The organism is Nonomuraea basaltis (assembly GCF_005893125.1).
In the GTDB taxonomy this organism is placed as follows: Bacteria; Actinomycetota; Actinomycetes; order Streptosporangiales; family Streptosporangiaceae; genus Nonomuraea; species Nonomuraea basaltis.
Genome location: NZ_VCJS01000060.1, coordinates 19,438 through 37,084, shown reverse-complemented (window position 1 = coordinate 37,084; position 17,647 = coordinate 19,438). Strand labels below are relative to the sequence as shown.

Annotated in this window: 19 protein-coding genes; 13 read left to right on the top strand and 6 right to left on the bottom strand. The window is 68.9% G+C overall.

From position 1 onward, the window contains the following. Positions 1-90: 90 nt before the first annotated feature. From EJK15_RS26930 to EJK15_RS26885, 10 genes are all read left to right on the top strand, one after another. A complete protein-coding gene (locus EJK15_RS26930) occupies positions 91-975 on the top strand; it encodes a formyltransferase family protein (RefSeq protein WP_138713257.1) in 885 nt (294 codons plus the stop codon). A gap of 18 nt (positions 976-993) precedes the next feature. Further along, the gene (locus tag EJK15_RS70870) at positions 994-1,170 is read left to right on the top strand and encodes a hypothetical protein (protein WP_171074554.1); all 177 of its coding nucleotides are present in this window, start codon (positions 994-996) and stop codon (positions 1,168-1,170) included. Continuing rightward, positions 1,167-3,374, top strand: a complete 2,208-nt coding sequence (locus tag EJK15_RS26925) for an MMPL family transporter (protein ID WP_138713256.1) — start codon at positions 1,167-1,169, stop codon at positions 3,372-3,374. Before EJK15_RS70870 ends, EJK15_RS26925 begins: the two co-directional genes overlap by 4 nt. Before the next feature lie 160 nt (positions 3,375-3,534). Further along, the gene (locus tag EJK15_RS26920) at positions 3,535-4,665 is read left to right on the top strand and encodes an acyl-CoA dehydrogenase family protein (RefSeq protein WP_138713255.1); all 1,131 of its coding nucleotides are present in this window, start codon (positions 3,535-3,537) and stop codon (positions 4,663-4,665) included. Positions 4,666-4,676: 11 nt separating this feature from the next. Continuing rightward, positions 4,677-5,732: an SDR family oxidoreductase gene (locus tag EJK15_RS26915; protein WP_138713254.1), complete on the top strand. Its 1,056-nt coding sequence runs from the start codon at positions 4,677-4,679 to the stop codon at positions 5,730-5,732. Beyond that, positions 5,729-6,970, top strand: a complete 1,242-nt coding sequence (locus tag EJK15_RS26910) for an aspartate aminotransferase family protein (protein WP_138713253.1) — start codon at positions 5,729-5,731, stop codon at positions 6,968-6,970. The genes EJK15_RS26915 and EJK15_RS26910 overlap by 4 nt, the downstream gene beginning before the upstream one ends. Further along, positions 6,970-7,434, top strand: coding sequence for a type II toxin-antitoxin system RatA family toxin (locus EJK15_RS26905; RefSeq protein WP_138713252.1), 465 nt, complete (start codon positions 6,970-6,972; stop codon positions 7,432-7,434). Before EJK15_RS26910 ends, EJK15_RS26905 begins: the two co-directional genes overlap by 1 nt. Position 7,435: 1 nt before the next feature. Beyond that, on the top strand, positions 7,436-7,939 hold the full coding sequence (locus EJK15_RS26900; protein ID WP_138713251.1) for a flavin reductase family protein: 504 nt from the start codon (positions 7,436-7,438) through the stop codon (positions 7,937-7,939). 458 nt (positions 7,940-8,397) lie between these two features. Continuing rightward, positions 8,398-9,255, top strand: coding sequence for an esterase/lipase family protein (locus EJK15_RS26890; protein ID WP_138713250.1), 858 nt, complete (start codon positions 8,398-8,400; stop codon positions 9,253-9,255). A 367-nt stretch (positions 9,256-9,622) separates the two neighbouring features. Next, positions 9,623-9,952: a BlaI/MecI/CopY family transcriptional regulator gene (locus EJK15_RS26885; protein WP_138713249.1), complete on the top strand. Its 330-nt coding sequence runs from the start codon at positions 9,623-9,625 to the stop codon at positions 9,950-9,952. Between the two features lie 38 nt (positions 9,953-9,990). Here the strand turns inward: EJK15_RS26885 and EJK15_RS76410 are convergent, their stop codons facing one another. From EJK15_RS76410 to EJK15_RS26870, 4 genes are all read right to left on the bottom strand, one after another. Beyond that, positions 9,991-10,119 carry a hypothetical protein gene (locus EJK15_RS76410; protein WP_276615430.1) on the bottom strand — a complete coding sequence of 43 codons (129 nt, stop codon included), beginning with the start codon at positions 10,117-10,119 and terminating at the stop codon, positions 9,991-9,993. Positions 10,120-10,587: 468 nt separating this feature from the next. After that, a complete protein-coding gene (locus tag EJK15_RS26880; protein WP_138713248.1) occupies positions 10,588-11,529 on the bottom strand; it encodes a DUF5134 domain-containing protein in 942 nt (313 codons plus the stop codon). Positions 11,530-11,639: 110 nt separating this feature from the next. Then, positions 11,640-12,593 carry a M56 family metallopeptidase gene (locus tag EJK15_RS26875; RefSeq protein WP_138713247.1) on the bottom strand — a complete coding sequence of 318 codons (954 nt, stop codon included), beginning with the start codon at positions 12,591-12,593 and terminating at the stop codon, positions 11,640-11,642. Beyond that, entirely contained in the window at positions 12,590-12,961 is a 372-nt protein-coding gene (locus tag EJK15_RS26870) for a BlaI/MecI/CopY family transcriptional regulator (protein WP_138713285.1), read from the bottom strand. The genes EJK15_RS26875 and EJK15_RS26870 overlap by 4 nt, the downstream gene beginning before the upstream one ends. Before the next feature lie 268 nt (positions 12,962-13,229). On the opposite strand from EJK15_RS26870, the gene EJK15_RS26865 reads away from it, so the two are divergent. Beyond that, on the top strand, positions 13,230-13,952 hold the full coding sequence (locus tag EJK15_RS26865; protein WP_138713246.1) for a hypothetical protein: 723 nt from the start codon (positions 13,230-13,232) through the stop codon (positions 13,950-13,952). A 305-nt stretch (positions 13,953-14,257) separates the two neighbouring features. Continuing rightward, positions 14,258-14,578 (top strand): hypothetical protein, encoded by a 321-nt coding sequence (locus EJK15_RS26860; protein WP_138713245.1) that lies wholly within the window; start codon positions 14,258-14,260, stop codon positions 14,576-14,578. Here EJK15_RS26860 and EJK15_RS26855 read toward each other — a convergent pair. After that, on the bottom strand, positions 14,538-15,707 hold the full coding sequence (locus EJK15_RS26855) for a DegT/DnrJ/EryC1/StrS family aminotransferase (protein WP_138713244.1): 1,170 nt from the start codon (positions 15,705-15,707) through the stop codon (positions 14,538-14,540). The genes EJK15_RS26860 and EJK15_RS26855 overlap by 41 nt on opposite strands. 3 nt (positions 15,708-15,710) lie before the next feature. Next, positions 15,711-16,820, bottom strand: a complete 1,110-nt coding sequence (locus tag EJK15_RS26850) for a GNAT family N-acetyltransferase (RefSeq protein ID WP_138713243.1) — start codon at positions 16,818-16,820, stop codon at positions 15,711-15,713. A 402-nt stretch (positions 16,821-17,222) separates the two neighbouring features. Here EJK15_RS26850 and EJK15_RS26845 point away from each other — a divergent pair, with 402 nt between their 5' ends. Next, a complete protein-coding gene (locus tag EJK15_RS26845; protein WP_240777237.1) occupies positions 17,223-17,627 on the top strand; it encodes a hypothetical protein in 405 nt (134 codons plus the stop codon). The last annotated feature ends 20 nt before the right edge of the window (positions 17,628-17,647 follow it).

Here is a 17,647-nt window from a genome sequence, read left to right as displayed (position 1 = left end):
ACACAAGGCGAACGCGTCGCTTACACGCGCCTGCAGGGTCTCTGATGTGGCTCTCCCTAGCGTCGGCACCACAGCTGAGAGAGGAGACCCATGGCTCGCATCGCCCTGTTCACCACCGAGTGCGCGCAGCTCGGCGACGCCATCACCGAGATCGTCGAGCGCCACCACGACGAGCTGGCCCTCGTCGTCACCAGCGACGTCCACGCCACCCGCCGGGGCGGCCTGGTCAAGCAGACCTGGACCAACCTGCGCCGTTCGGGGCCGGCCTTCGTGAAGTATCTGACCTACTCGTTCCTGCTGTATCCGCTGATCCTCAGGTTCGTCCCCCACCGGAGCCGCGTCGGGGACCTGTGCGCCCGTCACGGCATCCGCCACATCCACACCGGCAATGTCAACGCCCCCGAGGTCGTGGCCGCGCTGCGCGAGGCCGACCTCGACTTCGTCGTCGTCTACTGGTTCGACCAGATCCTGCGCGAAGGCGTCATCACGGCTCCCAGCCGGGCTGTGATCAATGTTCATGCGGCCTACCTGCCGCACTGCCGCGGTCTGTTCCCCACCCTGTACTCCGCCATCGAGCCGGGCACGCCGTTCGGCATCACCGCCCACCTCATCGAGAACCGCGAGATCGACGCAGGCCCCGTCCTCGCCCAGCGCACCACCACGCCGCCGCCCGGTCGCAGCGTTCTTTTCAACGACAGCTGGGTCAACCGTGTCGGCGTCGACATGCTGGATGAGGTGCTCGGCGACTTCGACCGCCTCCGTACGGAGGCGGTCCACCAGTCCGGCGGCAGTTACTACTCCTATCCCGAGCGCGAGCATCTGGCCGCCGCCCGCGACCGAGGACTGCGCCTGTCCACCCTGCGGGACCTGGTCACCGTGATCCGCGGAACCAGAAAAGAACGCACTGCTGACACCGCTCTTACACAGCCCTGCGCGTCCGCTGACACCCCTCCCGTCACCATCGGTGGCGACTGAGAAAGGAGGCGATCGGCCATGGTCAAGACGTGGCGCCGCCTGCGCAGGTTACGGGCACGAACCCCGTCCTGGGTGCAGATCCTTCTGGCCATCGCGCTGCTGGTCGCCGCAGCCCTGCTCGTGTTCGCCATGACCGCCGTGCACCCCGACCGGTTCGCCGCCGTGGTCGTGCAAGCCCTCAAGGAGTTGCCATGAAGTTCATCGCTCATCTCGCTGTGGCCCGGCGAGGGCTTGTCCTGGCCTTCGCCGTGCTCGTCACCGCCCTGGCCGCGTTCTGGGGCGCCGGGGTGGAGAAGAACCTGTCCAACGGCGGGTTCCAGGACCCCGCCTCGGAGTCCATGCGGGTCGACGCCATACTGGCCCGCGACTTCGGCACCGGGCCGCCCAACCTGGTGCTCATCGTGGCCGGGCGCGCCGGGCAGGCGGTCGACGACCCGGCCGTGGACGATGCCGCCCGCGCTCTGACGGAGCGGGTCCGGGCTTTCCGCGGCGTGGTATCGGCGGAGTCGTACTGGACGGCAGGGGAACCCGCTCCGCTGCGGGCCGACGACGGGCGCAGCGGTCTGGTGCTGGTACGGCTCGGCGGCGACGAGGACGCCTACCGGGCGACCGCCGAGAAGCTCGCACCCATCATCCAGGATCATGCGCTCGACATCCGCACGGCCGGGATGGCGCAGGTCTCGGTAGAGGTCGAGAAGACCACAGCCGAAGACCTGCTCCGGGCCGAATTGATCGTCGCGCCGGTCACTCTGGTGCTGCTGGTGCTCATCTTCGGCAGCGCGATCGCCGCGTTGCTGCCGCTGGTCGTCGGGGCGGTCTCGGTGGTCTCGACCACGGCCGTGCTGCAGGTCCTCACCGAGCTCACCCCGGTGTCGGTCTTCGCGATGAACGTGACCACCGCGCTCGGGCTCGGGCTGGCCATCGACTACAGCCTGTTCATGGTCGGCAGGTTCCGCGACGAGCTGGACTCCGGGGCCGGCGTGCGGGACGCGGTGGCCACGACGGTGCGGACGGCGGGCAGGACCGTGGCGTTCTCCGCGATCACGGTGGCCTTGTCCCTGTCGGCGCTGCTGGTGTTCCCGCTGTACTTCTTCCGTTCCATCGCCTATGGCGGCATCGCGGTGGTCCTGCTGGCCGCGCTCACCTCGGTGGTGGTGCTCCCGGCGCTGCTCGCCCTCCTGGGGCATCGGGTCAACCGGTACGACGTGCTCGCGCGGGTTCGCCGCCGCCGCGCCGGCGGATTCTGGCACAGGCTGGCTCTGGCGGTGATGCGCCGGCCGATCCCGGTCGCCGCCGCCGTCATCGCCCTGCTGGTGCTGCTCGGCAGCCCCTTCCTGTCGGTTTCGTTCGGCCTGACCGACGACCGGGTGCTGCCGAAGGACTCCCCGGCGCACCAGGCCTCGCAGGTGCTGCGTGATCGGTTCGACACGCGGGAGGCGGCCGCCATCCCCGTGGTGATGCCCGGCTACGCCGACCGGGCCGGGCTGCACGACTACGCGACGAAGCTGTCGGCCATGCCCGGCGTGGCTCGCGTGGACGCGCCGACCGGCTTTTACATGGACGGCCGGCCGGTGGCGCCGCCGGCCGAGACGTCCAAGCGGCTGATCGGCCCCGCGGGAAGCTGGATGTCGGTCGTGCCGGACGCGGAGCCGTACTCCGCCCAGGGGACCGATCTCGTGGAGCGCATCCGCAGCGCGGCGGCCCCGGCGGTGAAGTACGTGGGCGGACAGGCCGCGTTCCTGGTCGACACCAAGAAGTCGATCGGCGACCGCCTGCCGATGGCGCTGCTCGTCATCGCCGCCACCACGTTCGCGCTGCTGTTCCTGTTCACCGGCAGCGTGATCATCCCGATCAAGGCGGTGCTGCTGAACCTGCTCAGCCTCACCGCGACCTTCGGCGCCATGGTGTACGTCTTCCAGGACGGGAACCTGCGCTGGCTGGTCGGAGATTTCACGGTGACCGGCATGGTCGACGCGACCATTCCGGTGCTCATGTTCTGCGTCGCCTTCGGCCTTTCCATGGATTATGAGGTTTTCCTGCTGTCGCGAATTCGCGAGGAATATCTGCGGACCGGCGACAACACCAGGGCGGTCGCGATGGGGCTGGAGAAGACGGGTCGTATCGTGAGCGCGGCCGCGGTTCTCATCGCCGCGGTGCTCCTCGCCTTCGCGACCTCCGGGATAACGCTTCTCAAACTGCTCGGCCTCGGGCTCGCCCTGGCCGTCATCGTCGACGCCACACTGGTCCGCGGCCTGCTCGTTCCCGCCTTCATGCGACTGGCCGGCCGCGCCAACTGGTGGGCCCCACCCGGGCTGCGATGGCTGCACACCCGAATCGGACTACGAGAGGAGGAAGCGCCTCCCGTTGCGGAGAGAAAGGAGCTGGTGAGTATCTCGTGAAGCTCTTGTGCTAATGCAGCGGCCTTCGACGAAGTTTCGTCGGAGGCCGCTCCTTTCATTTTCTTAACACAGCGATGCATGACGCCTTCCAGATCTCTGGAGGGCACACCAATAGCGTTAGTCACAGAAAGAAGCCCACCGGATGAGTCACGGAGCAAGCATGAGGTTCATGGAAAAAGAGCGGGAAACGCTCCAGGAATTCCTGCCCGGCCTCGACGCCGAGCTGACCCGGCACAGCCTCACCGACCTGGAGCAGCCCGGCAACCCGGCCCTATCCGCGTTCAAGGCGGTCCGAGGGCCCGGCCTGCTGGTCCCGGCCGAGCACGGCGGCCTGGGCGCCACACCCTTGCAGGCCATGCGCATCCAGCGGGCCATCGGCAGCCGCTCGCCCTCGCTCGCGGTCGCCTCCACCATGCACCACTTCTCCGTCGCCAGCCTGGTCGAAGCCAGCATCGGCAGCGACGGCCTCGAGTGGATGCTGCTGGAGGCCATCGCCAAGGACAACCTTCTGCTCGCCTCCGGCTTCGCAGAAGGCCGCACCGGCGCCGCCATCCTGTCGCCGACCCTGCATGCCGTGCGGCGCGGGACCACCCTGGTGGTGTCGGGGTCCAAGAAGCCCTGCACGTTGTCCCGCTCGATGGACCTGCTCACCGCTTCCGTGGCGGTCACCGACGAGCACGGGCGCGACCAGCTGGCCGTCGCCCTCATTCCCGCGGGCAGCCCCGGCATCGAGGTCAAGCCGTTCTGGAACAGCTTCGTGCTGGCCGGCGCCGAAAGCGACGAGGTCGTACTGAAGGACGTCGAGGTCCCGCAGGATCTCGTCGTCATGACGGAGACCACCGAGGACCAGCAACTGGACGAGCTGCAGGCCAGCGGCTTCCTGTGGTTCGAGCTGCTGGTCACCGCCTCCTACCTCGGGGTCGCGAGCGCGCTGGCCGAGAAGGTGCTGGCAGCCGGCAAGGCCGACGCGGTGGAGCGGGTCGCCCTGATCATCGAGGCCGACGCCGCCATGACCACGCTGGAAGGCGTCGCCCATGCGATGGGCGACGGCGAGCGCGGCCAGGACATGTTCGCCAAGGCCCTGGTCACCCGCTACGCCGTCCAGGACGCCATCGGGCGCATCACGCGCCGCGCGGTGGAGCTGCTCGGCGGTATGTCCTACATCGGCTCCGGCGACGTCGCCTACCTGTCGGCCGCCTCGGCCGCGCTGATGTTCCACCCGCCGTCCCGCACCCGCATGTCCCAGGCGCTGTGCGACTACGTCACCGGCCACCCGCTGCGCGTGGCCTGAGGGGAGAACGCATGTCGATCATCAACTTCACGAACCGCCGTACCGTCCTGCTGACCGGCGCCGGCGGCGTCGTCGGGCAGGCGCTGCTGGAGCAGCTCGGCGATCACAACATCATCTGCCTGACGCACCGCAAGCCGGTGACCGGCCGGGGCGTGCTCGGCATCCGCGGCGACCTCACCGCGCCCCGGTTCGGCCTGGACCGCGAGGAGTACGACGACCTGGCGGGCCGGATCGACGCGATCGTGCACTGCGCCGCGATCACCGGATTCAGCGTGGACAAGGGCGCCACCGAGGACCTGAACGTCCGCGGCACCGCCGAGATCCTCGCGCTGGCCGAGCGGGCCGGGGTGCCCCTGCACCACGTCAGCACGGCGTTCGTGGCCCGCAAGGACCTGGCCCGCGACACCGGCAGCACCGCGCGGCCCGAGGTCTACCTCGACAGCAAACGCGCCGCCGAGCATCTGGTGCGCGAATCCGGCGTGGCCGCGAACATCATCCGGCCCTCGGTCGTCATCGGCGACTCGGTCACCGGCCGGATCGCCCAGTTCCAGGGCCTGCACGGCATCGCCGGCGCGATGCTGAAGAACGCCCTGCCCCTGGTCCCGCTCCGGCCGGACGCCCGCGTCGATTTCATCCCCCAGGACCTGCTCGCCCGCGCCATCGCCGGCCTGGTACGGGCCGGCACCCAGGCCGGCACAGTGGGCGGCGACTACTGGATCACCGCGGGCGAGGCGGCTCTCACCGCGGGCCGGATCGTCGAGCTGGCGCTGGAGACCGGCCGGAGTCTGGGCCTGGAGCTGGACTTGCCCCGGCTGGTCTCCCAGGACATGGTCGACCGGCTGATCCGGCCGGTCTTCATCGACCCGCTTCCGGACAAGCAGCGCAGGCGCTTCGACGACATGCTCGCCATGACCGTGCTGTTCTGCACGCCCGAGCCGTTCGCGTGCTGCTGTGATCGCGTGCCGGGTCTCGCCGCGCTGACGCCGGCCGAGCTCGAGGGCGCCTTCGTCGCCTCCCTGCGCTACTACGCCGAGGCCAAGGGCCTGGCACGGAGGGTGGCCGCATGACCGAGCAACTGGACCACCCGGCGGCGGCAGTGCTGGATCTCTACCGCCGTCACCTGAGCAAGGGACGGGCCCGGCTGTCGGAGATGACCGGCGGCCAGCTGGAGCTGTCCTCGCACGGAGCACACGTCTTCGGCGCCGAGGGGCGACGCTACCTGGACTGTGGCGGGTACGGAGTGTTCCTGGTCGGGCACACCCACCCCGCCGTGGTCGAGGCCGTCGTCACGCAGGTCCGCACGCATCCCATGTCGACCCGGCTGCTGCTGGAGCCGGCCGCCGCCTGGGCCTCCGAGGCGCTGACCGGCATCACCCCGGAAGGGCTGGACCGGGTGCACTTCGTCAACTCCGGCGCCGAGGCCACCGAAGCCGCCATCAAGCTGGCCCGCGCCCACGGCAAGACCCGGCTGATCTCCGCCGCCGGCGGCTACCACGGCAAGACCATGGGCGCGCTGTCGCTGACCGCCAAGGAGCTCTACCAGGCTCCGTTCCGGCCGCTGCTGCCGGACGTGACCCACGTGCCGTACGGAGACGCCGCCGCGCTGGCCGAGGCCATCAGCCCCGACGCCTGCGTGGTAGTGGAGCCGGTGCAGGGTGAAGGCGGCGTCATCATCCCGCCGCACGGCTACCTGACCGACGTCCAGCGGATCTGCCGCCAGAACGGTGCGTTCTTCGTCCTCGACGAGATCCAGACCGGGCTCGGCAGGCTCGGACAGTGGTGGGGAGCCGACCGCGAAGGCGTCACCCCTGACGTCATGCTCGTCGGCAAGGGCCTGTCCGGAGGAGTGGTGCCGGTCGCCGCCATGGTCGCCACCGACGCCGCCTACGCGCCCTTCGGCCGCGACCCGTTCCTGCACACCTCCACCTTCGCCGCCTCGCCCATCGCCATGGCCGCCGCCCGGGCGGCGGTCGAGACCATCGAGCGCGAGGGCCTGGTCCAGCGCGCCGCCGACCTGGGAGAACTCCTGTACAGCGAGCTGGCCCGCATCGTCGCCGACCGATGCCCCGACCTTGTCACCGAGGTCCGCGGCGCGGGGCTGCTCATCGGCCTGGAGTTGCGCGACGAGCATGTCGCCGGCGCCTTCGTCCTGGAACTCCTCGACCGCGGGGTGCTGGTCAACCACAGCCTCAACGCCCACAAAGTCATCCGCCTCACACCGCCCGCAGTGCTCACCGACACCGACCTCACCTGGCTGCTGACCGCTTTCGACGACGCCGCCACCACTGTGAAAGGACTCTTCTGATGCGACAGGTCATCCTGAAAGCCCTCGTCCTCACGGCCGACGCCGACGCCGTCTTCGCCACGCTGGCCGCGTTCGAGCGCTACCCCGAGTTCACCCACGCCGTACGTGAAGTGACGGTTTCCCCCGCCTCCGACGGCGCGCTCGACTCGGACTGGGCGGTCACCTTCCGCAACGGCGTCCTGCGCTGGTCCGAGCGCGACATCGTGAACGCCGCCGATCGCACCATCACCTTTGCCCAGACCGACGGCGACTTCGACCGCTTCGACGGCGCGTGGAAGGTCGAGCAGTCCGGCCCGGACGTCGTGATCGAGTTCGACGCCGCCTTCGACCTGGGCATGCCCAGCCTCGCCCCGATCATCGACCCGATAGCCGAGCGCACGCTGATCGAGAACCTCCAGCACATCTTGACCGGACTGACCGGCGCGGCCACCACCTTCCTCGTCCCGGCCGAAGTGGGAGGCTGACATGACGGCACTCACCCTCGTCGATGCAGGTCGTCCCGACACCCGCTCCTATCGCGACCTGTTCGGCCGGCTCCCCAAGGGCGTCTGCGTCATCACCACGGCCGGAGACGCGGGGATGGCCGGCATGACGGCCAGCACGGTCTGCTCGGTCTCCCTGGACCCGCTCCTGCTGCTGGTCTGCATCGGCAACGAGTCGGCGACACTGAGAGCCATCCGCGGCAACGACCACTTCGCGGTCAACCTGCTGCACACCGGGCAGGCGGAGGTCTCCCGGGCGTTCGCCGCCCGGCGGTCCGCCGAGGACAAGTTCGCCGCGGTCGACTACGAGCTCATCGACCGATCCCCGGTGCTGCGCCAGGCCATGGGCTGGCTCACCTGCCGTGTGTACGACGCCATGCCGTCCGGCGACCACACCGTCGTGATCGGCGAGGTCCTCTCCCTGCGCGACCGCCAGGGCGAGCCACTGATCTGGCACCGTGGCGGCTACCAGCGGCCGGCCGCCTGAAGGTGATGTTCCGATGACCCGATTGATTCCTACGGATCATTCCTCGCTACAGCCCAGGATGGGCGGCATCCTGCTCTTTGCCGGCGCTCCACCGACCATCGACGAGCTCAGGGCACATGTCGCCGCCAGGCTCGACCTCCTGCTCGGCCTGCGCCGGACGCTTCCCCGGAGGGCGCGGCTGGGAGGTCGATCATCCGATCGACCTGGGCAGGCACATGTCAGGGCGCCCGAACCCGGCTCACACTGGCCGGACGACCCCTGCACACGATCGTCGGGATCAATTTCCCGCCCCACCGGCACGGCGTGTCGGTGATGCTCATGAGCCTTCGAGACCGCGTCGTCGTGAGCTTCCACGGTGACGCGGAGCTGACCGGACTCGACGATCTTTCCCGGCTCTGGCCCGCTTCCCTGTGCGAGCCGGCCGTCCAACCCGTTGCTGTCGGAGAGAGGTAAGACCTGTGCGTGCACGTGTTCTCAAGAGTCGGCGGGTGGTGGAGAAGCTCGTCGATGACTGGATTCCCCGGCCGGCCGTCCGGCGGGAACGGCTCTTCCAGGGCTGGCTCGACCTTTGCGACGACCCCGACTACCTCTTGCCGCCGTTCGACGGGGACGGCCTTCCGGTGCTGCTGGTGGGGGGTCTGGCCAGCGTGCCCGTGCTGTTCGAGCCCATGCGCCGGTGGCTGGAGCGCGCGGGATGCCGCCCTGCTCTCGCGCCGGTCCGGTACGGCTTCGACTGCGGGGAGCGCACTATGGCGGGTGTCACCCGTTCCCTGCAGCGGATGGCCGATGAGCACGGCCGTCCGGTCGCCGTCGTCGCGCACAGCCGCGGCGGCCAGTTCGCCCGCGTCGCCGCGGTGCGCCATCCCGAGTTGGTGGCTGGGGTGGTCGCGCTTGCCAGCCCTCTCACGGACATGGTCGCGGCCAGCCGCGTCCTGGTCACCCAGCTGACCATCTTGGGCCTGGCCGGGACCCTCGGCGTGCCACGCCTGATGTCATTCGCCTGCCTGGTGGGGGAGTGCTGCCAGGACTTTCGCTCCGACCTGTCGGCCCCATTTCCCGGCTTGCCCTACACCTCGGTCTACACCGAGACCGACCTGGTCGTGCGCTGGCGCAGCTGCCTGGACCCCTACGCCCGGCACGAAAAGGTTGAAACCACCCACAGCGGCATGCTCGTCCATCCTGACGTCTTTCGCATCCTGGTCAAGGACCTGAGCGGCATGACGCCCACGCGGCCATCGATCGCGGTGCCGCCCGCCGCTCCGGAGGTCGTACCGCTCCGCGGCGGACGGCGTCAGGCGGCCGCGGCAGCGGCCTGAAGCCCCGCCTCCACGTCTCTTGCGGCGCGGAGGCGGGTCGCGCGCCGGCCGATCGACGTGTGCGGCCATCTGGCTGGGAGGGGAGGCGACCTGCCCAGCCGGCACGAGCCGAAAGGGATATCGATGCCTGACATGATCCTCACGTGCCGCTGACCGGCGGCTGCCGCGTGCGCTCGTAACGTGATGACCATCAAAGGTGAAAGCGGCCATGCCGAGGAGGTGGCACCGATGGTGTCCAAGCCGATCGGGCAGGTCGCGGCAGCGCCCCGCTGCTCTCCCATCTCCCCATGAGACGGCGCAATCGGGAACGGTCGGACCACACGCCATGGTCTACTATGTGTCATAGGAGCCTGGATGGGATGGTCTCGTGGGGCGGTTCGGCGAGCTGGAAGCGGTGATCATCAATCGTCTGTGGGAGTGGGGTCGCCCGGCCACTGTTCAGGAACTCCTCGAGGATCTGCGACACGAGACGCCCGCTACCCCGGTCATCCTCCTGAAGGCCCTGGATGCCCTTCACCGCGCTGGGTTTCTGGAGAGGGGGACCGTCGACGGCACGCACTTGTACTGGCCGGCCATCAGCCAGGCAGAACTGAAAGATCTGCTCATGTCGTACGTGTTGGGTACGGCACGAAATCGCATCGGATACGTGTTGACGTGCGTGAGGCGCGTTACGCCGACGGGATCTTTTACGACTTGACGTCGGTGGCGACGACCGCCATGAAAAGCCGGCCACAGTCACGGCATGGCCAGTGGGATGACTCTGCGGCCTTTGCCGCCGGGGCCGGAGGCGGTCCCGGCGTGCTGGCCGGGGGCGGCGCGCACCGCCGAGGCGGTGGCGCCGACGAAGAGGGCGGGCAATCCCACAGCGAAAGACCACGCTGGCGGGCAGCATCGCGATCAGGTAATCGGCGCCCGGACGCAGCAGGAGTGCGAATCCGGTCAAACCGGTCTTGAGCAGGCCCATGTCGAGGGCGAGGGCATCGCGACCTGCACCGGATGCTCGCCGACCAGGCCGCGCGAGCGGGTGCACCGCGCCGGAGGGCGCGCATGCCGACCGGTTCGCCGGCTGACACGATCCCATTCCGGCGGTGCTGGCCGCCACCCCACCGGATGCGCTGCTGCGGCACGACATCTATCACCTGGCCACGTCCTTGCCCCGGTACGTCTCCGGTCGCGTGGTGCTGCTCGGCGACGCCGCCACGCCATGACACCCGCACTCGGCCAGGGCGCCTGCCAAGCCCTGGAGGATGCGGTTGTGCTCACCGCACTCACCACCCACGCGACCGACCTGACCGCCGCGCTGGCCCGCTTTGACGGAGCACGCCGCCGTGGTCAGGAGGCCATGGCCCAAAGCATGACCGACATGCTGGTCGCCATGGCGAGATGTGCGGTGAACGCGGCGTCGGCCGAGGCGTCCGCGCCTGGTCTGCGGCGGTGGGCTCCGGCGTTGAGCGGAGACGCCACCCCGCCTGCGGTCTGAGCCCGGGCCCAGAGAGACGCGGTCATGTACACCAGCAGGTCGACGACACTGTCCAGCGTGACGAGCAGGCGGTGCACCGCACGGCCCGGCCGGCCGCTCTTCCCGCCCGTCCCCGCGATCGATCGCCCCTCGCCTCGAAGCCAGGTCCATATCGATGCGGCCATGGACAGCAGGAAATACACCGCCAGTGCGGCGAAGGCGACCCGCCAGACGGGGTCGGCGCCCGCAGAGGTGTGAGCATGCGCCTGAGCCGCGGCGGCCGAATGGCTCTCCATACCCGGCATCGACCCCATGTCCATCCCCGGCATTCCAGCCATGGACCCGTGGGCCAGATCGGTGTCGGTGGAGGAAGCGGGCACGGCCATCAGCGCCATGATGACCATCACGCCGCTCGCGAGCACCTGATGGGCCCAGTGGATACCGTGGCGCCAGCCGTGGCGAAGGGCATGGGTGGTCGCGGCCGCCGTGCTCCCCAACGCAGTGAGAGCGAACGCGGCGGCCCACCACAGCCCGTACTGCCCGAATGAGCCCGCCGTCGCCGGCAGGCTCATATGTGCCATGCCGATGGCCATGAACAGCTCGATTCCGGCCGCGTACCGGGTCCACCCCTTGACGGATACCAGCCGGAGCGCGCTGAGGACTCCCGCCACGACCGCTACCAGAGCTGTCAACCAGCCCATCGCCACCTCCCACGTCGGCGTTCCCCGGCGGGACAGCCACGCCTGCAGAGTGTCCGAGCCGTGGTGCTCACGTCGCGCTGCCCGGACGGCTCTGGCCGCGACCGCCCCGCTCATGGAAGTACTACGCACCCGCGTAGAAGACGGTTCAGGTAGCGCCTTGTCGCCTATGCAGAAGGCGACCTAACTGCTAACGGCTGTAGTGATGATGGTGGCGGGTTGCCGTCTCAAAGGAGGAAGAGATTGTGGCAGTGGTGCGCGACGAGGGCGCTGAGCCCGGGGAAAAGGGCAACTGCCGCGGGTCCGGCCAACAGCACGCCGACAGCGGCCATGCCCGTGAACTTCTCGCGACGGCACAAGGGGATGGCCGGGTGGAGCATGCGGCGAACCCGGGCCAGCGCCGTCTCCCCGCCCGCGCCGAGCGTGAAGGCGGGGGCGCGCCCCGTGGCCAGACTCACCAGGGCGGCGGCGATGTGGATGCGCGGGTGATGGCGGGCCGCCACGTCGTCGGCCCGCAGTTCGACCAGGCGGACGATTTCCTTCTTGGCCGTGGCGAACAGCGGCAGGCCAGGGAACGCGCGCTTGAGGCCGTCGGCCAGAGCCAGCACCAGATGGTGCCTGCCGCGGAGGTGCGCCCGCTCATGGGCGAGGACGGCGGCAACGGATTCGGGGGGCAGCGACCGCAGCGCGGCGGTTGTGACCACCGTCTCGGCCTGGCGGCCGGGCAGGCAGTAGACCAGCGGCTCGTCGTACTCCAGCACGATCGCACCCAACGCGCCGTCGCGGCGGCCGAGGAGGCGCAGCATCTCGGCGTGCCGTCGGCGCTCCCGCCACGCGGTGAACAGCATCGCTCCCACGCTGGAGGCGGCCCAGGCCACGATCAAGGCTGCGGCGAGGAGGGCGAGCCAGGCTCCGATGGGCATCGCGAGGGGATCGAATCCGCTGTCGAGCATGGCGAAGCAGGCCTCGATAACGCTGGCCAGCCCATGCCCGATCGTGTCGGCGGGCACGGCGGTGGCCACGGCCGCCAGGATCGCCGAGGCGATGGCGGACGCGCACGCGGCCAGCCATAGAGAGATCGCCAATCGGGGGGCGCGATCAGACCACCGCGCCCGCACCAGCAGCCGAGGCAGCAGCGTCGTCGCGAGAACTGCGTACACCGCGAGGACGGCGGCGATCATGAGCGAGAGCCCCGCGGCGCGAACACCCGCAGCGCCGCCTCCAACGCCGCCGACTCTTCCGGACTCAGCCGCTCCAGGAAGTGCACCAACGTGGCGGCCTGGTTATCGCTCCGGGCCAGCGTCTCGCGCATCTGCTGAGCCGTGTGGGCCTCCTTGCTGAGCCACGGCTCGTAGATGTAGGCCTTGCCCTGGGGGTGCCGCTTCAGCAGGCCCTTCTTGTAGAGCTTGTCCATCACGGTCATGACGGTGGTGTATGCGATCTCCCTGTCACGACGGAGATCCTCGAGCACGTCCCGGACAGACGCGGGCCGATGATAGGACCACAAGCGATCCATGATCGCCGATTCCAGGTCGCCCAAGCTGCGCACCACGCAATCGCCCTTCCACCTGTGATTTGCTCCAATGCTACCCGTGATCGTAGATCGGTGTGCGGGAGAGGGCTTCTCCTTCCCTCCATGATCGCTGGACGGCCTATGGGTGCGGCGCGGCCGTCGCGATCACGGTCTTGGGCTCCTGTGGCCTCCGCTCCGTGGCCTCCGGGAAGCGGCGCCGCACCGGCTTGAACCGCATGTGTACGCCCTGCGTCATAGGGATATGAGGTGCAGGTCGCTGGCGTTGATTTGCGCCGTCGTGCTCATGAGTGCGGCGTGTGGCCAGGACGGCACCCCCGAAGCCTCTGGAGCGCCCGCCACGGTGAGCCCGGAGGGCGACCGACCGGTCGCGGTGTGGCGCTTGGAGGGCGGGTTCCTGCAGCCCGGTCTGCTCGCGATCCGGCCGCCACGGGTGGTCGTCTACGGCGAAGGCCAGGCGATCGTCGACGCCGCCCGCACCCTGCGGCTTTCCCAGGCCGAGCTGTCCGACCTTGTCAGTGCGCTGGCCCGGGACCTGTCCGGTCAGCCTGCGACGGCGACGCCCCGGCCCGGCACCCCGGTGGTCATGGACGCACCCACCACGGTGCTCGGCGTACGCGCCGCAGGAGGCGAGATGCGCGAGGTAAGGATCCCGGCCCTCGACGAATCCGGCGACGGCTACGCAGGACCCCTGCTCAACGCACGCGCCCGCTTGGACCGCCTTGCGCAGCGCGCCGCGACCGAAGGGCAGGACTACTCCTCAGAACGTGTTCGGCTGGTAGCCGAGGAGACCCAGGGCGGTAAGGCCCGCGCTTGGCCGGAAGGCGTGCCGGAGCCACCTGGCACGGGCGCCCCCGTCCACACGCGCGACCTGTCCGGGAACGCCGCCTCGGCGGCCGCACGGCTGATCCCCTACGACGCTGGCCAACAGGGCGACTGGCCGGTGTACCGCGCGCCGTCCGGGGTCTCACTCGCGGTCTCCTGGCGCTACCTGCTGCCGGACGAGTGATCTCCTATCGCTGATAGTTGGACTATCAGTCGGCATGGCAGTTATTCCAGCTTGACGGCGGTTTGTAAGGAAAGTGTCAACTTCGTTCTTGTTCGTCCCCCACACCGACATCAGCGCCTCTTCGACGGCAACTACGGCAACACCGGCTGGGGCGGGCTGGCCGAGATCATCAATTACTCCGGCAGCCACATCACCCACGGCCACGCCCGGCTGAACTACTACTACAGCTACAGCTCCAGCATGAAGCGGGGCATCTTCTGCCAGGAGGTCGGCCACCTCTTCGGCCTGGACCACTCCAACGACGGTTGCATGGGCTCGGCTACTACGACAACGTCGTCACCACCGTCCAGCACAACTGGAACGACATCTACAACATGTACCGGAACTCGCACCACGCGGCCGCCGCCCCTGAGGTCGAGGCCACCGAGACCGGGATGCCGCAGTACAGCGCCGTCTGGCGCTACCAGCCCAAGTCCGTCCCGCAGGCCGTGCGCATGGGCAAGGCCATCGTGCGGGGTGCCCGCCCCGCGCAGGGGTCGGTGCCGCCGAGTCCCGCGGGGCCTCCGGCAGTGAAACGTCCGGTGCTCAAACGGACGGTGTCCATGTCGGGGCAGAGAGCTTCGTGAGGATCGGCAGGGCCCGGTCAGTCTGCAGGGGGTCGATGGGAAGCGCGTGCTGAGACCACCAGCGGGCCGCCGCGGGGGCGGGGGATGGCTCTACGAGGCCCGGTGCATAGTCGTCGAACGGGGGGTCATAGACGTATCCCGTGATCACGCCCACCCGTCGTAGAGCTTCGATCGCCTTGTCCCGATCCTCGACGAGTAGCGGCACCCGGAACAACGGTTGATCGAGATGTTCGCGTACGCCCGGTGCGACCGTCTCCAATTGGGAGAGGCGGCGCACGCCGGCCAGCCTGCGCTCACGCGTGGCCTCCAGTACCTTGAGCCGTCGCAGCGCGTGCCGCTCGGTCAGCGGTCCCTGGCGCATCCGGTAGTGGTGATTGTCCGCCCGCACCCAGGGAGCGAGGGCGTCCAACCCGGGATACAAGGTGCCGGTCCCGGTCAGCCGGCCGGCCAAGGCTGCCCGGCGTAGCGGGATCCTGTGTCCCCGCCGCGGCTCGTGCATGCCCAGCCACTGTCCCAGTTCCCACACGGGACGGGCCAGAGAGGTCGCGACGATCGCGTTCCGCACGGCGGTTTTCAGCAGGATCCCGAGTTCCGTCGCCGGGTACCTCGGGGTGAGCCAGTGGTCGCGTAGCTCCCCCAGCGCCTGACGATCACTTGGTGAGGCCATCGCGACGATGCCGCCGGGGGACGCCCCCGCAGCCTTGGACAGGCTGAAGACGCCCGCGTCGCCGAAAGTGCCCACAGGACCGTCCGCCACCGAGGTCTGGATCGCGTGGGCGGCGTCTTCGATCAGCGGGATGCCGCGCTCGGCGCAGGCTCTGCCCAGGGTGATGACGTCGTCAGGGACGCCGTACAGGTTGGTGGTCAGGATCCCGTCGAAGCGCAGGTCGTCGATGGCGTGTGCATCGATGGCGCCGGTGCGCGGATCGATCGGCGCGATGACCGGGCGTAACCCGGCGGCCAGCACCAGGAACAGGATCTCGTCGGCCGAGTTCGGTGACACGAGCAGACGCTGGCCCGGATCCATCCGGTGGCGCAGTGCGATGAAGAGGCCGAACCTGTTCGACGGCACGTACAGACACTCCCGGCCCAGGCGGGAGGCGAACTCCGCTTCAAGCCGCTCGAACATGATTCACCTCGAGGAGGACGTGTGATCGTGCGCGGGTGACGACAGCGTGGACCGCAGCCTGCCGTAGGTCTTGAGCACGCGATCGGCGGGCACCCGCAACGACGGGCTGGCCAGCACGGTTCTGCGTGCACCTCTTACGGGCGCGCGGAGCAGCCAGTGCAGCCCGGCAGCCACCGTCGGACGCGCCAGTCGTCCTTCGGCCACCTGCCACTGGCCGTTCTTGAGCTTCTCCTTGTACTCCTTCTCGCCCCGGCCCAGGTCGATGACGCGGATCCCGCGCTTGGCGGCCTCCCTGGCCATGGCGAGATGCTGGATGAGCCCCGGCGAGTAGCCTGCGAAGGCGGTGTCGTAGGCGGGGAACCAGCCGGCCAGCACTGTGTCGCTGCGTAGCCCGAAATGCCCGGCCACCGGCCGGTCGTCGACCCACAGCATGTCGAGCACGCCGGCAAAGGTGGGAGTCCTCGTATGGAGGAGGTCTTCCACGAGTTGCACAATCCAGGGGTGCGCAAAGCGGTCGGTGCGTCCCGTTCTGCGGTATTGCTCGCTCTTCCACCCGATGAGCATGCGCAACGCGGCCAGGTCTCGGGTGCCGTAGTGGTGGTGAAGCTCGCCGTGATCCCGAGCGATCTTGCGGGTCTTGTACTGAGTCGTCCGATAGGTCTTGCCGGACTCGCGCTTGACGGTGTCGGCGTACGCCTCGTAGCCGTCACGCAGATCCATGATCGGAGAGGGATGGCGGCTGGCGTGGTGACCGGGGAACTGATCGGGGAGGAGGTGGTCGAACTCCCATACGCTCAACCCGCACGCTTGGAGCAGTTCGTTCACGTTGAGCTCCAGGTCGCGGGCGAGGATCATGCCCTGTGCGTCCGTGAGCCCGGCGCCGACGGGTTTCCCCACGCCCAGCGGGTGTCTTTGGAAGGGGAAGAAGCCGACGATGTCGCCGCCGTCCTCGATGACGGCCACCCGCACGTCGCTTCGCAAGCGTCCTACGATGATCGTGAACTCCGGGCACAGGAACGGGCTGATGAGATCCGTGCTCCCACGCAGCAACGTCCGCCAGGTGTCCAGCTCAGCTGAGCCTAGCTCCTTGGGCTGTACGACCGTGATCTTCATGGGCCCCACAGTGTTCGGCGATTCTTACTACGAATCATAGTGGATAAGTATCGGTAGATAGCGAGGCGGCATGCCACACCTGCCTGCCTGAGGTAGGTGTCATACGACGATCCATCGTCGTATGGCTGTGCCGGTGTCATGACAGCTCTTGCCGCGTCGTGGAGGCCTGCGGCCCGGCATTGCCTGGGTCGTCAGCCGTGGAGCAGGCGGTCCAAATTGCGCCGGCGGATCCTGGAACGGTACAGGGTCCGCCGGCGCCCCGGCAGCGGGGGCGGTCCGCTTGTCATTCAGGAGCCTCTCAACTATCTTTCATAGTATCTTCTCGATGGGTCGGACTTCATGATGCGGCATTGGACTCGACGGCAGTGGGCTGTAGCGGCCGGGGCCACCGTGGTCGCTGCGATGGCGATCGGTGTGCCGACGGCGATCATCGAAACCTCGTGGTTCACCAGGATGACGCCCGTCCTGTGGTGGAACTACCCGGTCTGGCTGACCAGCGCGATCCTCACGGGGCTGATCGCCGGCACCTACGTGGCGCCGGTCCGGGTGCGCGCGCCTCAGGAGTCCAAAACCCTCATCGGAGGGGTAGTCTCGGCATTCGCAGTCGGTTGTCCCATCTGCAACAAGCTCGTCGTGCTGGCTCTCGGCACGTCCGGAGCCTTGACGTATTTCGCACCCGTACAACCGGTTCTCGCGATCGGCTCGCTCGCCCTCCTCGTCATCGCGCTGCGGCGACGGCTTGCCGCGCTGCGATCGTGTCCGATGCCCACCTCCCGGACACACGAACTCGATGGCACGCCACTTTGACGGCGGACAACGTCTCGCTG

Bases quoted from the DNA above. Each gene is read 5' to 3' on its own strand.
- EJK15_RS26900 (WP_138713251.1), top strand. From the start codon at position 7,436: ATGACGGCACTCACCCTCGTCGATGCAGGTCGTCCCGACACCCGCTCC.
- EJK15_RS26865 (WP_138713246.1), top strand. From the start codon at position 13,230: ATGAGTGCGGCGTGTGGCCAGGACGGCACCCCCGAAGCCTCTGGAGCG.
- EJK15_RS26925 (WP_138713256.1), top strand. From the start codon at position 1,167: ATGAAGTTCATCGCTCATCTCGCTGTGGCCCGGCGAGGGCTTGTCCTG.
- EJK15_RS70870 (WP_171074554.1), top strand. From the start codon at position 994: ATGGTCAAGACGTGGCGCCGCCTGCGCAGGTTACGGGCACGAACCCCG.
- EJK15_RS26910 (WP_138713253.1), top strand. From the start codon at position 5,729: ATGACCGAGCAACTGGACCACCCGGCGGCGGCAGTGCTGGATCTCTAC.
- EJK15_RS26920 (WP_138713255.1), top strand. From the start codon at position 3,535: ATGAGGTTCATGGAAAAAGAGCGGGAAACGCTCCAGGAATTCCTGCCC.
- EJK15_RS26930 (WP_138713257.1), top strand. From the start codon at position 91: ATGGCTCGCATCGCCCTGTTCACCACCGAGTGCGCGCAGCTCGGCGAC.
- EJK15_RS26845 (WP_240777237.1), top strand. From the start codon at position 17,223: ATGGCGATCGGTGTGCCGACGGCGATCATCGAAACCTCGTGGTTCACC.
- EJK15_RS26880 (WP_138713248.1), bottom strand. From the start codon at position 11,529: ATGAGCGGGGCGGTCGCGGCCAGAGCCGTCCGGGCAGCGCGACGTGAG.
- EJK15_RS26905 (WP_138713252.1), top strand. From the start codon at position 6,970: ATGCGACAGGTCATCCTGAAAGCCCTCGTCCTCACGGCCGACGCCGAC.
- EJK15_RS26855 (WP_138713244.1), bottom strand. From the start codon at position 15,707: ATGTTCGAGCGGCTTGAAGCGGAGTTCGCCTCCCGCCTGGGCCGGGAG.
- EJK15_RS26875 (WP_138713247.1), bottom strand. From the start codon at position 12,593: ATGATCGCCGCCGTCCTCGCGGTGTACGCAGTTCTCGCGACGACGCTG.
- EJK15_RS26850 (WP_138713243.1), bottom strand. From the start codon at position 16,820: ATGAAGATCACGGTCGTACAGCCCAAGGAGCTAGGCTCAGCTGAGCTG.
- EJK15_RS26915 (WP_138713254.1), top strand. From the start codon at position 4,677: ATGTCGATCATCAACTTCACGAACCGCCGTACCGTCCTGCTGACCGGC.